Source organism: Nocardiopsis sp. CNZ308, assembly GCF_004217075.1.
Genome location: NZ_SHKJ01000001.1, coordinates 4,199,950 through 4,214,456 on the forward strand (window position 1 = coordinate 4,199,950; position 14,507 = coordinate 4,214,456).

Annotated in this window: 12 protein-coding genes and 1 tRNA gene; 5 read left to right on the top strand and 8 right to left on the bottom strand. The window is 72.2% G+C overall.

What is annotated here, in order from left to right; translation table 11 throughout:
- Positions 1–25: 25 nt before the first annotated feature.
- On the bottom strand, positions 26–913 hold the full coding sequence (locus EV372_RS18130; RefSeq protein ID WP_130396939.1) for an SAM-dependent methyltransferase: 888 nt from the start codon (positions 911–913) through the stop codon (positions 26–28).
- 611 nt (positions 914–1,524) lie between these two features.
- Here EV372_RS18130 and EV372_RS18135 point away from each other — a divergent pair.
- Together EV372_RS18135 and EV372_RS18140 are read left to right on the top strand one after the other, a co-directional pair.
- Positions 1,525–2,229 (top strand): RibD family protein, encoded by a 705-nt coding sequence (locus tag EV372_RS18135; protein WP_130396940.1) that lies wholly within the window; start codon positions 1,525–1,527, stop codon positions 2,227–2,229.
- The gene (locus EV372_RS18140) at positions 2,226–2,696 is read left to right on the top strand and encodes a cytidine/deoxycytidylate deaminase family protein (RefSeq protein WP_013151822.1); all 471 of its coding nucleotides are present in this window, start codon (positions 2,226–2,228) and stop codon (positions 2,694–2,696) included. The genes EV372_RS18135 and EV372_RS18140 overlap by 4 nt, the downstream gene beginning before the upstream one ends.
- A gap of 21 nt (positions 2,697–2,717) precedes the next feature.
- On the opposite strand, the gene EV372_RS18145 is transcribed toward EV372_RS18140, so the two are convergent.
- The 3 genes from EV372_RS18145 to EV372_RS18155 all read right to left on the bottom strand — a co-directional run bounded on the left by EV372_RS18145 (position 2,718) and on the right by EV372_RS18155 (position 7,096).
- The gene (locus tag EV372_RS18145; protein WP_130396941.1) at positions 2,718–3,062 is read right to left on the bottom strand and encodes a hypothetical protein; all 345 of its coding nucleotides are present in this window, start codon (positions 3,060–3,062) and stop codon (positions 2,718–2,720) included.
- Between the two features lie 395 nt (positions 3,063–3,457).
- Positions 3,458–5,950: a DEAD/DEAH box helicase gene (locus EV372_RS18150; protein WP_130398984.1), complete on the bottom strand. Its 2,493-nt coding sequence runs from the start codon at positions 5,948–5,950 to the stop codon at positions 3,458–3,460.
- Between the two features lie 156 nt (positions 5,951–6,106).
- The gene (locus EV372_RS18155) at positions 6,107–7,096 is read right to left on the bottom strand and encodes a malate dehydrogenase (RefSeq protein ID WP_130396942.1); all 990 of its coding nucleotides are present in this window, start codon (positions 7,094–7,096) and stop codon (positions 6,107–6,109) included.
- 267 nt (positions 7,097–7,363) lie between these two features.
- Here EV372_RS18155 and EV372_RS18160 point away from each other — a divergent pair.
- Positions 7,364–7,437, top strand: a tRNA-Ile gene (locus tag EV372_RS18160).
- 655 nt (positions 7,438–8,092) lie between these two features.
- Positions 8,093–10,033 carry an SGNH/GDSL hydrolase family protein gene (locus EV372_RS18165; protein WP_130396943.1) on the top strand — a complete coding sequence of 647 codons (1,941 nt, stop codon included), beginning with the start codon at positions 8,093–8,095 and terminating at the stop codon, positions 10,031–10,033.
- Positions 10,034–10,080: 47 nt separating this feature from the next.
- Here EV372_RS18165 and EV372_RS18170 read toward each other — a convergent pair whose 3' ends face one another.
- Together EV372_RS18170 and EV372_RS18175 are read right to left on the bottom strand one after the other, a co-directional pair.
- Positions 10,081–10,701 (bottom strand): TetR/AcrR family transcriptional regulator, encoded by a 621-nt coding sequence (locus tag EV372_RS18170; protein ID WP_130396944.1) that lies wholly within the window; start codon positions 10,699–10,701, stop codon positions 10,081–10,083.
- An 83-nt stretch (positions 10,702–10,784) separates the two neighbouring features.
- Positions 10,785–11,504 carry a glycerophosphodiester phosphodiesterase gene (locus EV372_RS18175; RefSeq protein ID WP_130396945.1) on the bottom strand — a complete coding sequence of 240 codons (720 nt, stop codon included), beginning with the start codon at positions 11,502–11,504 and terminating at the stop codon, positions 10,785–10,787.
- 245 nt (positions 11,505–11,749) lie between these two features.
- Here EV372_RS18175 and EV372_RS18180 point away from each other — a divergent pair, with 245 nt between their 5' ends.
- Positions 11,750–12,520 (top strand): DeoR/GlpR family DNA-binding transcription regulator, encoded by a 771-nt coding sequence (locus EV372_RS18180; protein WP_013151829.1) that lies wholly within the window; start codon positions 11,750–11,752, stop codon positions 12,518–12,520.
- Between the two features lie 108 nt (positions 12,521–12,628).
- On the opposite strand, the gene EV372_RS18185 is transcribed toward EV372_RS18180, so the two are convergent.
- The gene (locus tag EV372_RS18185) at positions 12,629–13,096 is read right to left on the bottom strand and encodes a VOC family protein (RefSeq protein ID WP_130396946.1); all 468 of its coding nucleotides are present in this window, start codon (positions 13,094–13,096) and stop codon (positions 12,629–12,631) included.
- 108 nt (positions 13,097–13,204) lie between these two features.
- Positions 13,205–14,458 carry an MFS transporter gene (locus tag EV372_RS18190; protein ID WP_130396947.1) on the bottom strand — a complete coding sequence of 418 codons (1,254 nt, stop codon included), beginning with the start codon at positions 14,456–14,458 and terminating at the stop codon, positions 13,205–13,207.
- Positions 14,459–14,507 lie beyond the last annotated feature (49 nt).

Consider the following 14,507-nt stretch of genomic DNA (forward strand, 5'->3'; position numbering starts at 1 on the left):
TGCGACGCGGGGCGGAGGTAACGCCTCAGATTCCGGCGACGCCGCCGATGAGCAGTCGGCGGTTGCGCTGGGGCATCTGGTAGCAGCCGGGTACCGGCGGGGCCACGGGCAGCGTGCGCCACCGCTGGACCTCGATCACGCCGGGTTCGGCGACGCGCCAGCCCTCGAAGAAGTCGAGGATGGCCCGCCGGGAGCGCCAGCGGCCGGACCGCAGGCGTTCGGCGAACACCTGCTCCAGCTGCTCGGCCCGCGCCGCGTCCTTGGGGAAGACCGCGGAGTCGGGACGGCAGTAGTGGCTGAGGACCATGTGGCTGCCGGGAGCCAGGGCGTCGCGCAGGGCGGCTATGTGCTCGGCCGGGTGGTCGGCGTCGGAGGTGTGCGTGACGGCACCGGTGAGCAGCAGGCCGACGGGCTCGTCCAGGTCGAGGAAGCTCCGGGTCTCGGAGCTGTCCAGGAGCTTGTCCGGGCGGGTGAGGGAGGCGCGCACCGCGGTGGTGGTGCGCCGGTCGCGGAGCAGGGCGAGGTGGTGGGTCAGGACCACCGGGTCGTCGGTGGCGTAGACGACGCGCGCGCGGGGATCGCTCTCGTGCGCGATCTCGTGCGGGTCGCCCGGTGCGGGCAGCCCCGCGCCGAACTGGATGAACTGCCGGATGCCCAGGTCCGCGCACAGGTGGCGGACGGCGCGCTGGAGGAAGGCCCTCTCACCCAGCACGAGGTCCTGGAACCCGGGCGCGGCCCGCTCGGCGCGGCCGGCCAGGTCCCGGTCCGCCTCGAAGTGGTCCTTGCCCTTGAGGTGGAAGGAGTGCAGCCGGGCCACGCTGGGCCGGGTCAGGTCAACGGCGGGCGGTGGGTGGGCGCGGACGTGTTTGCCCCCCGCCTGCCTCAGGAAAGGGGGGGAGGTGAATCGAGACATCGCCGTCCTCTTGTCTGAGGTGGGAAGAGTGGTCGACCACTGGATTGTATTCCGCGTGAGCGGTGTTGTTAACCGAGTCACAGACTCCGGTCATAAAAATCGGTGTTCGCGATGCCCGGGAAGTACTGCGGGGTGTGGCGAAGGGCGGACCTGGGTGGGCTAGGAGTTATATACCTAATGTCCATTATGAGGGGAATCAGGATGAGGTCCTGGAGCCTGTAAGCCTGTGGCTGCGGGCTTCCCGGGTTTCGTGGGTGCGCGCGTGTGACAGTGAAGACGTGTGGGTACGGGTGGTTGTGTCCCGTCCCCGGAGCGGAGCCGCGGGCTCCTTCACCGTGCGGGAACGGCGAAAAGCGTTCCCCGCGCATATCGGAGGGAAATTCCGCACACGTAGTCGCCACCTGCGGGAATTCCTTGGCGCGCCCCGGAATGCGGCGCAACCGGTGAACGGTGGAGCGGCGGTCCGAAAACACCGGAACCCCGTTGGGAGGCTGGCCCTCCCCGGCGCCGGCCCTCCCATCCGCAGACGCTTCCGGCCGAGGGCTCTCGCGGACGCGGACGCTCCCCGAGCGCGGACCGCCCGGCCCCGCGCCGTGGCCTAGCCTGGGGCCATGGACCGCCCGTACACCATCCTCAGCTGCGCCATGTCGGTCGACGGACGCATCGACGACACCGGGCCCGAGCGGCTGCGCCTGTCCAACGAGGCCGACTTCGCCGAGATCGACGAACTACGGGCGGAGTGCGACGCCATCCTCGTCGGCGCGGGCACCCTGCGCGCCGACAATCCCAGGCTGCTGGTGCGCTCCCCGCGGCTGCGCGAACGCCGCCGGGAGCGCGGGCGCACCGCGCACCTGCTCAAGGCCCTGGTCACCCGCAGCGGCGAGTTCGACCCCGCGGCCCGCTTCTTCTCCACCGGGGACGCGGGAGCCGTCGTCTACACCGGCGGCGCGGGCGTGGACACCGCCCGGCGCGCGCTGGCCGACCGACCCGCCGCGGACCCGCCCGCGGAGGTCGTGGACGCCGGGGACCCGCCCACCGTCCGGGCCGTGCTGGCCGACCTGGCCGACCGGGGCGTCGGACGCCTGCTGGTCGAGGGCGGCGGGCACGTCCACACCCTCTTCCTCACCTCGGGGCTGGTCGACGAGCTCCGGTTGGCGGTGGCCCCCTTCCTGGTGGGGCAGGAGGACGCCCCGCGCTTCGTCGTGCCCGGCGCCTTCCCGCAGACCCCCGACGCGCCGATGCGGCTGGTGGAGGCCAGGGCGCTGGGCGACGTGGCGGTCCTGCGCTACCGGCTGGACCCGGGAGCGCACGCGTGAGCGCCGGTCCGCCCCCCGCCGAGGGGGAGTCCGACGCCCGGTGGCTGCGCCGCACCGTCGAGCTGTCCCGCTCCTGTCCGCCCTCGGACACGGCGTTCTCGGTGGGCTGCGCGGTGGTCGCCGCCGACGGCACCGTCCTGGGCGAGGGCTACTCGCGCCGCGACGACCCGCACGACCACGCCGAGGAGGCGGCCCTGCGGGAGGTGGACGCCGACGATCCCAGGCTGGCCGGAGCCACCCTGTACTCGTCCCTGGAACCGTGCAGCTCCCGCGCCTCCCGGCCGCTGTCCTGCTCGGCGCTGATCCTGGCCACGCCCGTCGCGCGCGTGGTGTTCGCCTGGCGCGAGCCCTCCGTGTTCGTGGACTGCGACGGCGCCGAGCGCCTGCGCGCGGCGGGCCGGACGGTCGTGGAGCGGCCCGACCTGGCCGACGGCGTGCGCGAGGTCAACGCCCACCTGCTGGGCTGAGCGCGGCGGACGGCGGCCGCGTCATCTGAGCTTGCCCGCGTAGGAGTACAGGCGGCGCGTCCGGGCCTTGGTCTCCTCGTCCTCGTAGGGGTTGGTGACGCGGGCGTGCACCGCCCCGGAGAAGTCGTCCCACTCCTGGGCGCTCATCCGGGGCGCCCTGGCGTCGAGGTGGCGCATGGCGACGGACTCCTCCATCTCCAGGAGCCCGTCGAGTTCGTCGCTGGCCGACACCGACCTGCCGAGGGAACCGGCGATCTCGCGGACCCTTCCGGCGAACTCCTCGTCCCTGGACATCCGGCGGGCGACGTAGGCGGCGGCCGCGGCGCCTCCCGCGGCGACGGCCCAGGCGATGAGGGGAAGGGGCATGGTCGAACCTCCTGTGTGTGAAGGTCCGCACGACCGCTGGAACGGGAGGGGTCGGCGGGCGGGGGAGCGGGTCCGGCGGCACCGGACCCTGTCTCGTCCTTTCTACCCGCCGGAGGCGGCCCGACCCGGGTTGTCCACAGACCGGATCCGGTTGTGGCGCGGCCCGGGCCCGGGGGTGTTTCCTTGGTACAGGGGGCCCTTCCCCAGGGGCGGCACGGGCGTGCCCGGAAACGGCCGCTCCGGCACGGCCAGCGGTGCCCGCGGCCGACCGCGTACGCCCCGGTAGCCGGTCGAGCCCGTCAACAGGCCATACCTGTCAACCGGTCGCACCGCCGACCGGTCACCGTCCGCTGCCGCTGCCGCTGCCGCTGCCGCTGCCGCTGCCGCTGCCGCCCCTACAGCCGGTCCACGTCCGCCACGTGCACCACCGCGCGCCCCTCGGCGTCGGACGCGGCCAGGTCCACCTCGGCGCTGATGCCCCAGTCGTGGTCGCCCGCCGGGTCGGCGAAGATCTGGCGGACCCGCCACAGCTCCGGCTCCCGCTCGATGAGCAGCATCGCCGGGCCGCGCGCGTCCGGCCCCGTCCCGATCGCGTCGTGCTCCTCGAAGTAGGCGTCCAGGGCCTCCTCCCAGGCCTCGGCGTCCCACTCCCCGTCCTCGTCCAGCCGCCCCAGTTCGTCGTGGCGGCGCAGGGCGGCCAGCTCCACGCGGCGGAACATCTCGTTGCGCACCAGCACCCGGAACGCCCGCTCGTTGGTGGTGACGGGCCGCACCTTCTCCTCGGCGGCGGCCGCGTCCTCCGGCACCTCCGCCTCGGGGTTGGTCAGCTGCTCCCACTCGTCCAGCAGACTGGAGTCCACCTGGCGGACCAGCTCGCCCAGCCACTCGATGAGGTCGCGCAGCTCCTCGGTCTTGGCGTCGTCGGGCACCGTCTGGTTGAGCGCCTTGTACGCGCTGGCCAGGTAGCGCAGCACGAGCCCCTCCGAGCGGGCCAGCTCGTAGAAGCCCACGTACTCGGTGAAGGTCATCGCCCGCTCGTACATGTCCCGGGCCACCGTCTTGGGCCGGAGCGGGTGGTCGCCCACCCACGGGTGGCCGCGCCGGTACACCTCGTAGGCGTGGCTGAGCAGCTCCTCCAGCGGCTTGGGGTAGTCGACCTCCTCCAGCCGCTCCATGCGCTCGTCGTACTCGATGCCGTCCATCTTCATCTGCTGGACGGCCTCGCCGCGCGCCTTGTTGAGCTGGGCGCCCAGGATCTGCCGCGGGTCGTCCAGGGTGGACTCCACCACGCTGAGCACGTCCAGCGGGTACGCGGGCGACTCCTTGTCCAGCAGGTCCAGCGCGGCCAGCGCGAACGTGGACAGCGGCTGGTTGAGCGCGAAGTCGGCCTGGAGGTCCACGGTCAGCCGCGCGGTGCGCCCCTGCGCGTCGGGCTCGGGGAGCGCCTCCACGATCCCGCCGTCCAGCAGCGACCGGTAGATGGCGATGGCCTCGCTGATGTGGCGGCGCTGCCTGGGGCGGTCGTCGTGGTTCTCGGTGAGCAGGTGCTTCATGGCCGGGAAGCAGTCGCCGGGGCGGGCGATCACGCTCAGCAGCATGGCGTTGCTCACCCTGAACCGCGAGGTCAGGGGCTCGGGGTCGGACTCGATGAGCTTGGTGAAGGTGGCCTCGTCCCAGGAGACGAACCCCTCCGGTGCCTTCTTGCGCACCACCTTGCGCCGCTTCTTGGCGTCGTCGCCGACCTTGGCCAGCGCCTTCTCGTTCTCGATGACGTGCTCGGGCGCCTGGGCCACCACGTTGCCCACGGTGTCGAACCCGGCCCGGCCCGCGCGCCCGGCGATCTGGTGGAACTCGCGGGCGCGCAGGCGGCGCACGCGCACCCCGTCGTACTTGCTCAGCGCGGTGAACAACACCGTGCGGATGGGCACGTTCACGCCCACGCCGAGGGTGTCGGTGCCGCAGATGACCTTGAGCAGCCCCGACTGCGCCAGCCGCTCGACCAGGCGCCGGTACTTGGGCAGCATGCCCGCGTGGTGCACGCCGATGCCGTGCCGCACGTAGCGGGACAGGTTGCGGCCGAACTTGGTGGTGAAGCGGAAGTTGCCGATCTCCGCCGCGATCGCCGCCTTCTCCTCCTTGGTGCACATGTTGATGCTGGTCAGCGACTGCGCGCGCTCGACCGCCTGCGCCTGGGTGAAGTGCACGATGTACACGGGGGCGTTGCCGCTGCCGAGCAGCTCCTCCAGCGTCTCGTGCAGCGGGGTGACCCGGTAGTCGTAGTAGAGGGGGACGGGGCGCTCGGCCGAGGACACCACGGCGGTGGAGCGCCCGGTGCGCTTCTCCAGGTCCTCCTCGAAGCGGCTGACGTCGCCCAGGGTGGCCGACATCAGCAGGAACTGCGCCTGCGGCATCTCCAGCAGCGGCACCTGCCACGCCCACCCGCGGTCGGGCTCGGCGTAGAAGTGGAACTCGTCCATGACGACCGTGTTGATGTCGGCGTTCGCGCCCTCGGCCAGGGCGATCTGGGCCAGGACCTCCGCCGTGCAGCACACGATGGGCGCGTCGGCGTTGACGCTGGCGTCTCCGGTCATCATGCCGACGTTGTCGGTGCCGAAGATCTTGCACAGGTCGAAGAACTTCTCCGACACCAGCGCCTTGATGGGCGCGGTGTAGAACGCGCACTCGTCACGGGCCAGCGCGGCGAAGAGCGCGCCGGTGGCCACCATGCTCTTGCCCGAGCCGGTGGGGGTGTTGAGGATGACGTTGGACCCGGAGACGACCTCGATGAGGGCCTCCTCCTGGTGCGGGTAGAGGGTGAGGCCCCGCTCCTCGGCCCACAAAGCGAACGCCTCGAAGAGGGAGTCGGGTTCTGGTTCGGCCGGAAGCACATCGATGAGACTCACAGTCTCTATACTGCCTGCTTCCCGGCCCCCTTGGGGACGGCGGCCGCCGCACGCCGGGTCCGGGCCCCGAGACGGCGACGGGCGCACCCCGCGCGGGGTGCGCCCGTCGTGCCACCGGTCTCGCGGTGCGCGTCCCGGCGGTCAGACCAGACCGAGCTGCTTCACGGTGTCGCGCTCCTCGACCAGCTCCTTGACGGAGGCGTCGATGCGGGTGCGGGAGAAGTCGTCGATCTCCAGGCCCTGCACGATCTCCCAACTGCCGCCGCGCGAGACGACGGGGAAGGAGGAGATGATGCCCTCGGGCACGCCGTAGGAGCCGTCGGAGGGGATGGCCGCGGAGGTCCAGTCGCCCTCGGGGGTGCCGTTGACCCAGTCGTACACGTGGTCGACGGCGGCGTTGGCGGCGGAGGCCGCCGAGGAGGCGCCACGGGCCTCGATGATCGCGGCGCCGCGCTTGGCGACGGTCGGGATGAAGTCGTTCTCCAGCCAGGCCTGGTCGCCGACGGCCTTGGCCGCGTTGGCGCCGTTGACCTCGGCGTGGAACACGTCCGGGTACTGGGTGGCGGAGTGGTTGCCCCAGATCGTGAGCTTCTTGATGTCGTTGATCGACACGTCGAGCTTCTTGGCGAGCTGGGTGAGCGCGCGGTTGTGGTCCAGGCGGGTCATCGCGGTGAAGCGCTCGGCCGGGACGTCGGGGGCGTGGCTCTGCGCGATGAGGGCGTTGGTGTTGGCGGGGTTGCCCACCACCAGCACGCGGATGTCGTCGGCCGCGCCGGCGTTGATCGCCTCGCCCTGGGGCTTGAAGATGCCGCCGTTGGCCTCCAGCAGGTCGCCGCGCTCCATGCCCTTGCCGCGCGGGCGGGCGCCGACCAGCAGGGCGACGTTGGCGCCCTGGAAGGCCTGGGTGGCGTCGTCGAAGATGTCGATGCCCTGGAGCAGCGGGAAGGCGCAGTCGTCCAGCTCCATCGCCGTGCCCTCGGCGGCCTTGACGGCCTGCGGGATCTCCAGCAGGCGCAGCTTCACCGGGGTGTCGGCGCCGAGCAGCTGGCCGGAGGCGATCCGGAACAGCAGCGCGTAGCCGATCTGGCCGGCGGCGCCGGTGACGGTGACGTTGACGGGTGCTTTGGACATGACGTGAACTCTCCCTGACGACGTTTCGCGACCCGCGATGCTCACAACGGGTTCGACGCGGCTTCGGTACCGGGCGCTGGGGGCCGTCCAGGCTCGCGCCGCACCTCACCACCCTAGACCGCGCGCTCCCGCTTGCTGTGACCCAGGTGCGCGCTACGTGTCCCCGCGCCGTCCCGGGCGGGCGGCCGGGAGGCCCTGTCCGTTAACGGATTTAGGGCGGGGAAACGTCGGACCCACCCTGTTAGGATGGCGTTTGCCGATCACGGCGGGCCGGTAGCTCAGTTGGTTAGAGCAGGGGACTCATAATCCCTGGGTCGCGGGTTCGAGTCCTGCCCGGCCTACCCTCTCCGAACACGAAAGAAGCGCCTCCCACCTGTGCATACAGGCAGGAGGCGCTATCGCTTTCCCTACGGTCGGCTACGGGCTTCTACGGTCTGGTCCGGTTGCCCACGCTGAATACACGTTGAAGTCTCGGAAGCCCTCGAACCCGTCCGCCTCCCGGTCGGCGGCGCCGTTCCGCGGCGCGGCGGTCGTCCCTTCCCGCCGAAGGCGCCGGACACGCGCGCCACGTGCCCCGCCGTCCCCTCACCGCCCCGTGACCCGCCGTCTCGCGGGTGCGGGCCGGGTCGGCGGCGCCACGGGCCCGGAGGCGCGGCGTCCGTTTCTTCGTTTGTTTTTTGTCTACTTATAGTGCCTTTGGTATGTTCCTTCCTTCCGGGTGAGTCCTCACTGCGGTATCCGAATAACGGACGTCCGATTTCCCGGGCTGACATCGGACGAATATGGCGGCACTCCTTCCCGAATCCGAAGCTCCTGCGCGTTTTCCCGTTCCGTGCAGGTCGCAGGCCATACGACCCGCCGTCCAGTACATCCCGGAACCTCCGCGCCCGGCGGTGGCCGCTCGTTTACACTGGCGGCCGCTCCGAGGGGCGCGGTGGTCCACGTCTCAACAACCACGGCGCGCCCGGCGGCGTCCGACAGTCGGTGGACAGATGCATGCGGGGGGAGAGGCGAGCGTTGGGAGCGGACGGCACACGGCGGAGCGGAACCCACCGGCAAGGGGTGGACCTCCATCCCCGTCTGCTGTACGGCCTGGCCGCGGCGGCCGTGGCGGTGCTCCTCGTGGTCGTGGTCAACACCGCCGTCTCCCGGGACGACGGCGCCGGGCCCTCCGAGTCCAGGGAGCAGACCGTCCCCGCCGTGAACGCGGTCCCCTTCAGCGGCCTCGTCGACCGGATCGGCGTCTCCCGGGACACCTCCGTCGCCACCGTCGACCTCGACGGCTCCGGGAACAGCCTGTCCTCCCAGGCGCTGGCCGCCGCCGGGTGGACGCCCGGCCGCGAGGTGGTCCTGCTCGGCACGCCCCTGGAACTGCCCGACTACGCCCCCGGCCGTCCCGACCACCTGGTCTCGGACGGCCAGTTCCTGCGGCTCGCGGACGAGCGCTACCGGTCGCTCACCTTCCTGGCCACCGCGACTCGCACCGACGGCATCGAGGCCGAGGTCACCGGAACCGGCCGCGTCGTCTACGCCGACGGCCGGGAGCAGGAGTTCACCCTGTCCGTGCCGCACTGGACCGCCGGACCCGCGAGCGAGGCCGCGCTCACCCTGCCCTACGCCAACTCCGCGCGGCACGCCGGTCCCAGTCCCACCCTCGGCGCGGCGCGCCTGTACGCGCGCGGCGTCACCGTGGACCCCGCCCGTGAGATCTCCCACGTGGTGCTGCCCGAGACCGCCGACGAGGCGGGGCGCATCCACGTGTTCTCCGTGGGCGGGCGCGCCGCGGAGGCGGAGTGGACGGGCACCTGGGCGCGCGCCGCCTCCGGCTACATGGAGGTCGGCCCCTGGCGGGACCAGACCCTGCGGCTGTCGGTGCGCACGACCACCGGCGGACACACGGTCCGCATCCGCCTGGACAACACCTTCGCGGCCGCCCCCGTCACCGTGGGCGCGGCCTCCGTCGCGCTGCGCGGAAGCGGCGCCGCCTCCCGCGGCGCCGCGGTCCCGCTCACCTTCGAGGGGCGCTCCGACACCGTCATCCCGGCCGGGGGACAGGTGTTCAGCGACCCCGTCGAGATGCTCCTGCCTCCGCAGACCGACGTGCTGGTCAGCATCCACCTGCCCGAACAGGTGACCACCGCGCCGGTGCACTACGCCTCGGTGGACACCAACTACACCAGCGCGCCCGGAAGCGGCGACCTGACCCTGGACACCACGGGGGAGCCGTTCACCGGCCGGGTCGCGCAGTGGCCCTTCCTCACCGCGGTGGAGGTCTCCGGAGGGCAGGGCGCGATCGCCGCCTTCGGCGACTCCATCACCGACGGGATCCGCTCCACCCCCGACGCCCACGCCCGCTGGCCCGACGTGCTCAGCGCCCGCCTGGCCGAGCGGCCGGGGCTGCCCAACCCGGGCGTGCTCAACCTCGGCGTGGCCGGGAACCACGTGATCCGGGACGGTTACCCGGGTGAGGGCGTCTCCACCAACCCCACCGGGGTGGCGCTGACCCACCGGGTGCACCGGGACGTGCTGGCCCAGAGCGGAGTGAGCACCCTGGTCGTCTTCGCCGGGATCAACGACCTGCGCTGGAGCACCCCGCCCGAGTCGGTGATCGCCGGGATCGAGGAGATCGCGGGGCTGGCCCGAGAGAACGGCATGCGGGTGTTCGTGGCCACGCTCGGCCCCTGCGGGGGCGAGGCACGCTGCACCGAGGAGGTCGACCGAGCCCGCCAGCAGGTCAACGACCGCCTGCGGGCGCGGGCGAACGATCCCCTGTCGCCCTTCGACGGCGTGTGGGACTTCGACGCGGTCCTGCGCGACCCGCGGGAACCCAGCCGCATGCTGCCCGCCTACGACTCGGGCGACCACCTCCACCCGGGTGACGCCGGACTGCGCGCGCTGGCCGAGTCCGTGGACCTCTACCAGCTCGTCGGCGGCTAGCGCCGACCGCGGGAGCGCGGGGCGCGCGGCCCGCCCCGGCCGCCCGGTCAGCGCGGGCACCCCAGGTGGTGGTGGATCACGAGGTCGACGTAGACGGCGCCGAGGTCGTCCAGGCTCAGCCCGGCCCCGGGGTCGTACCAGTGCAGCAGGGAGTCGAAGGTCTCCAGCACCTCGTCGGCGACCCGCCCCGGCTCGCGCACCCCGAAGTCCCCGCGGGTCACACCGTCCAGGATGATGCCGCGCACGTGCTCGCGGTAAGCCCGGGTCAGGGAGGTGACCTCGCGGTGGCGGGCCGGGTGGATGGCGCGCAGCACCGGCAGCAGCTCGTGCCCCAGCGCGGTCGCCGCGCGGTGCCGCCAGCCGGTCTCCACGTGCCGCCTGACCAGCGTCGACATGCGTTCTGTCGCGGGCCGGTCCGGCCGGTCCGCGGCCAGCTGCCCGTGCACCCGCTCCCGGGTGGAGCGCAGCACGACGGCGTAGGCCAGGTCCAACCGGGTGGGGAAGGCACGTCTGAGCGCGGCGGGGTCGGTCCCGGTCTCGGCCGAGATCCGGGAGGTCAGTTCGGACATCGCCAGGCCTTGTGAGCCGTGCTGGGCGAACAGGTGCGCCGCGCAGTCCAGGACGGGGGCCGTGGTGCGGAGCGCGTGAGGGGATGTGTCGGCCGTCATGTGGTGTCTCATCGCTCGGAGTACGCCCCCGGAGAGGGGGAGGGCGTGCGGTCTTCGGCGGATCGGTTCCGCGACCCCCGCTCTCAGACCGGACCGGCGGCCGGTGCCCGCCGCTCACGGCTGCTGGTCAGCGGCACCAGGTCCTCGATCCGCTCGGTGGCGAGCGCGTCCACGCCCATGCCCACCACGCGCGCCATCTCGGGGAAGTCGTTCACCGTCCACGCCGTGACGAGGTGGCCGCGCAGGTGCATCTCCGAGACCAGGTCCCGGGTGAGCAGTGTGTAGTGCGTGCCGAGGAAGGTCGGACGCAGGGTCCGCACCACGTCCTCGGGAGGCGGGCCCGGCTTGTCCCAGGCCAGCATCAGCCGGGCCTCGGAGCTGCGGCCCCGCAGGGCGTCGAGGGCCTCGGCGGAACCGGTGAAGAGCACCTGGTCGCCGAACCCGCGCGCCCGCAGCAGGCTGTCCGCCGCCAGCGCCGCCTCGGGCGTGCTGGCGTCCACGATCAGGGGAGGGGGAGCGTCGCCGGTGTACTCGGCGAGCACCTCCATCAGGGTGGGCACGCGGTGCTCCACGTCGTCGCGGGCGGCGGCGATCTCGGCCAGGGTCAGATCCCCCACGGGGCGGGACGGGGAACCGGGAAGGGCCACGAGTCGTTCGTCCACCAGGACGGGATAGCCGTCGGAGGTGAGGTGGACGTCGATCTTGACCAGGTCAGCCCCGGCACGCGAGGCTGAACGCAGGGCCGGGAGGGTGTTACCCGGGAAGCGTGCGGTGTCTCCGCGCAGTGCGATGGACAACGTCATGTGGTCAAGGGTGGCAAAGACTTCCGCTTTACGTAGTGCAAACAGGAAAAACGCCCGCCGGGGGCGGGCGCGGACGGGCGCGCGGCGCCCCGCGCGGCCCGGTGTTGCCGTTACGTGGCGTCGCGATTGCGAGCGGACTCACGTCCTCGGGGACGCCGACGGGGTGCGGCGAGCTGGGAAACTTTGTTACACGGCGTCGTGACCGCACGGTGCCCCATGACCGTCCCTGGAGTGTGAGGCGAACGATGATTCCGGACCAGAGACGAGAGCACATCCTCAAGCTCCTTCAGGAGCGCCACGTGCTGAGCATCAACGAGCTCACGTCGATGCTGTCCGTGTCCCACATGACGGTCCGGCGTGACATCCAGGCGCTGGAGAACGACGGCAAGGTGCTGTCGGTCACCGGGGGGGTGCGGCTCGCGGCGCGGCTCAAGAGCGAGCCCTCCTACCTGGCCAAGGCGCAGCTGGAGGTACCCGCCAAGCGGGCCATAGCGCGCGCGGCGGCCGACCTGGTCCGGGAGAACTTCACCATCTACCTGGACGCGGGCACGACTACGCTGCAGATGGTCCCCCTGCTCACCGACAAGGTCGGCCTGACCGTCATCACCAGCGACTTCAACGTCGTGGGCCACCTGATGGAGTACCCCGGGATCGAGCTGATCCACACCGGCGGGGTGGTCTCGCACTCCGACCACTCCTCGGTCGGGCGCTTCACCGCCGACTTCCTGCGCCAGGTGAACGTCGACCTGGCCTTCATCGCCAGCAGCTCCTGGGACGCCGAGCGCGGCTCGACCACGCCCTCCGAGGCCAAGGTGGTCGCCAAGCAGGCGCTGCTGCGGATCGCCTCCAAGAGCGTGCTCACGGTCGACAGCACCAAGTACGGCAAGTTCGGCACCTTCAGGGTGGCGAGCCTGGAGGAGTTCGACCTGATCATCACCGACGACCGGCTCCCGCGCTCGGCCGTGGACGACCTCGCCGAGCGCGACGTGCGCCTGAAGCTGGTCGAGGTGGAGTAGAGGGGGCGCCCACCGGGCGCCCCGGCGGCTCAGGGCCGCCCGAGACCGCCGCTCCCCGCCTGGTCGGCGGCGCGCACGGCCCAGGCCCCGGCTACGGCTCCACGCGGCTCAGTCCTCGTCGGCGTCGAGTTCCGCGTGGGCGAACAGGGCCAGTTCGGTGCCGTCCGGGTCGTAGAAGAGCAGGGTGGAGCCCTCCTCGCGGTGCATCACCGGGGAGTGCTCCACGTCCATCTCCGCGAAGCGCTCCTCCCAGGCCTCCAGCTCGCCCAGGTTCTCCACGCCCAGGGTGAGCCGGTCCAGGCCGCAGTGCCTGCGGTCGAACCTGCCCTTGAAGTTGTCGCGGTGCTGGATGAGCGCCAGCAGCAGCCCGGAGGCCGGGTGCTGGCACTCGGTGCGCCGTGTGCCCTCGTGGTCGCTCTTGCCGAGGACCCGGAAACCCAGGACCGTGCGGTAGAAGCGCACACTCTCGTCGCGGTCGCGGACCGACAGGGTGACGCGGGCGAGCCCGTTGAGCTGGGGCACGGGCACCTCTCTGCGGCGGGGGCCGATGGTGGCCAGTAGATCGAGCACGATCATCGAGCCTAGGTCGGAGTCAGAATGATGGGTCCCTCTTTAACGCGGGTTTAACGCCTGATGTTCCCCGAATCACCCCGACACACTCCCTGACCTCCCCGGTCACCCCTCTCAGGCGCCCGGAGCGGAACGTGTCACCGTCGCCGGAGAGGACGGTTCGCCGCGCACGTACCAGCGGGCGCGCATCACCAGGACGGTCACCGCGAAGGAGACCAGGCCGCCCAGCGTGGCCAGCACGAACGCCCCCTGGTGGCCGTGCGCGTCGGCGAGGACGCCCGCGACCGACGACCCCAGCGCCTGGCCCAGGATCAGGCAGCTCAGGATGACGGCCATCGACTGCGACAGGCGGCTGGCCGGGGCGGCCCTCTCGATCAGCCCGAACAGGCTCACGATGTGCGGGCCGATGGCGGAGCCCAGGACGAAGATGGCCACCGCCAGAGCGGCCGCGCCGTGGGCCGCGTACAGCGGCAGGGTGAGCAGGAACAGCGCGCCCGCCGCGATCCGGGTCCGCGCCGTGAGCGGGAAACCCACGGGGACGGAGGCCATCATCAGGCCCGCGACGGCGCTGCTGGTGCCCATCACCGCGTACATCAGCCCGGACAGGTCCCCGTGCCCGGAGGCGGCGGAGAAGGCGGTCACGCCGGTGGACATGCCGCCGAAGAACAGGCCCTGGCAGAACATGGGGACGGCCAGCACCAGCAGCGCGGGCGTGGCGATGCGGCCCCCGGCGCCGCGCACCGGCGGGGTTCCGGGCGGCGCGGTGGGGTGCAGGGCGAACACGGTCCCGAACACGCCGATGAGCACGGCCGCGCCCAGCACGCTCGCCGCCGGGGAGAGCGTCACGGTGAGCAGGCCCACCAGGGCGGGGCCCAGGACGAACGCGGCCTCGTCCAGCACGCCCTCGACCGACATCGCCGCGGACACCGACCGCTCGCGCTCCTCGCCCCGGTGTGCTCCCCGCCGGATGAGCACCACCCAGCGCGTGCGCGCCATGGGGCCGATCTGGGGCATGCACAGGCCCGCCACGGCGGCGAGCACGGCCAGGACCGGGGCGGAGGCCTCCGCCAGGACGGCGGTCACGAGCACGGTGATGAGCACGGCGTCCACGAGCGAGGTGACCAGCACCGGGACGCGCTGCCCGCGCCGGTCGGCGAAGCGGGCGATGACGGGCCCGCCCACGGTCTCCCCGAGCGCGAAGGCGCCGGTCACCGCCCCGGCGGCGGCCACGCTCCCGGTCGTGGTGGTGACCAGGGTGAGCAGGCCGATCAGGGACATGGAGATGGGCAGGCGGGCGAGGAAGGTGCTCAGGAGCAGCGGCCACCCGGCGATGTGGTGCATGCGTCGCAGCGTGTCCAAAGGTGACATCCGGCCCCTGTCCGCGGTCGTGGTTGCCGACCCCCGGCTTCCGGCACGG

Excerpts from the sequence above, each read along its gene's own strand:
- EV372_RS18130 (WP_130396939.1), bottom strand. The coding sequence starts at position 913 with ATGTCTCGATTCACCTCCCCCCCTTTCCTGAGGCAGGCGGGGGGCAAA.
- EV372_RS18135 (WP_130396940.1), top strand. The coding sequence starts at position 1,525 with ATGGACCGCCCGTACACCATCCTCAGCTGCGCCATGTCGGTCGACGGA.
- EV372_RS18145 (WP_130396941.1), bottom strand. The coding sequence starts at position 3,062 with ATGCCCCTTCCCCTCATCGCCTGGGCCGTCGCCGCGGGAGGCGCCGCG.
- EV372_RS18155 (WP_130396942.1), bottom strand. The coding sequence starts at position 7,096 with ATGTCCAAAGCACCCGTCAACGTCACCGTCACCGGCGCCGCCGGCCAG.
- EV372_RS18165 (WP_130396943.1), top strand. The coding sequence starts at position 8,093 with ATGCGGGGGGAGAGGCGAGCGTTGGGAGCGGACGGCACACGGCGGAGC.
- EV372_RS18170 (WP_130396944.1), bottom strand. The coding sequence starts at position 10,701 with ATGACGGCCGACACATCCCCTCACGCGCTCCGCACCACGGCCCCCGTC.
- EV372_RS18175 (WP_130396945.1), bottom strand. The coding sequence starts at position 11,504 with ATGACGTTGTCCATCGCACTGCGCGGAGACACCGCACGCTTCCCGGGT.
- EV372_RS18180 (WP_013151829.1), top strand. The coding sequence starts at position 11,750 with ATGATTCCGGACCAGAGACGAGAGCACATCCTCAAGCTCCTTCAGGAG.
- EV372_RS18185 (WP_130396946.1), bottom strand. The coding sequence starts at position 13,096 with ATGATCGTGCTCGATCTACTGGCCACCATCGGCCCCCGCCGCAGAGAG.
- EV372_RS18190 (WP_130396947.1), bottom strand. The coding sequence starts at position 14,458 with ATGTCACCTTTGGACACGCTGCGACGCATGCACCACATCGCCGGGTGG.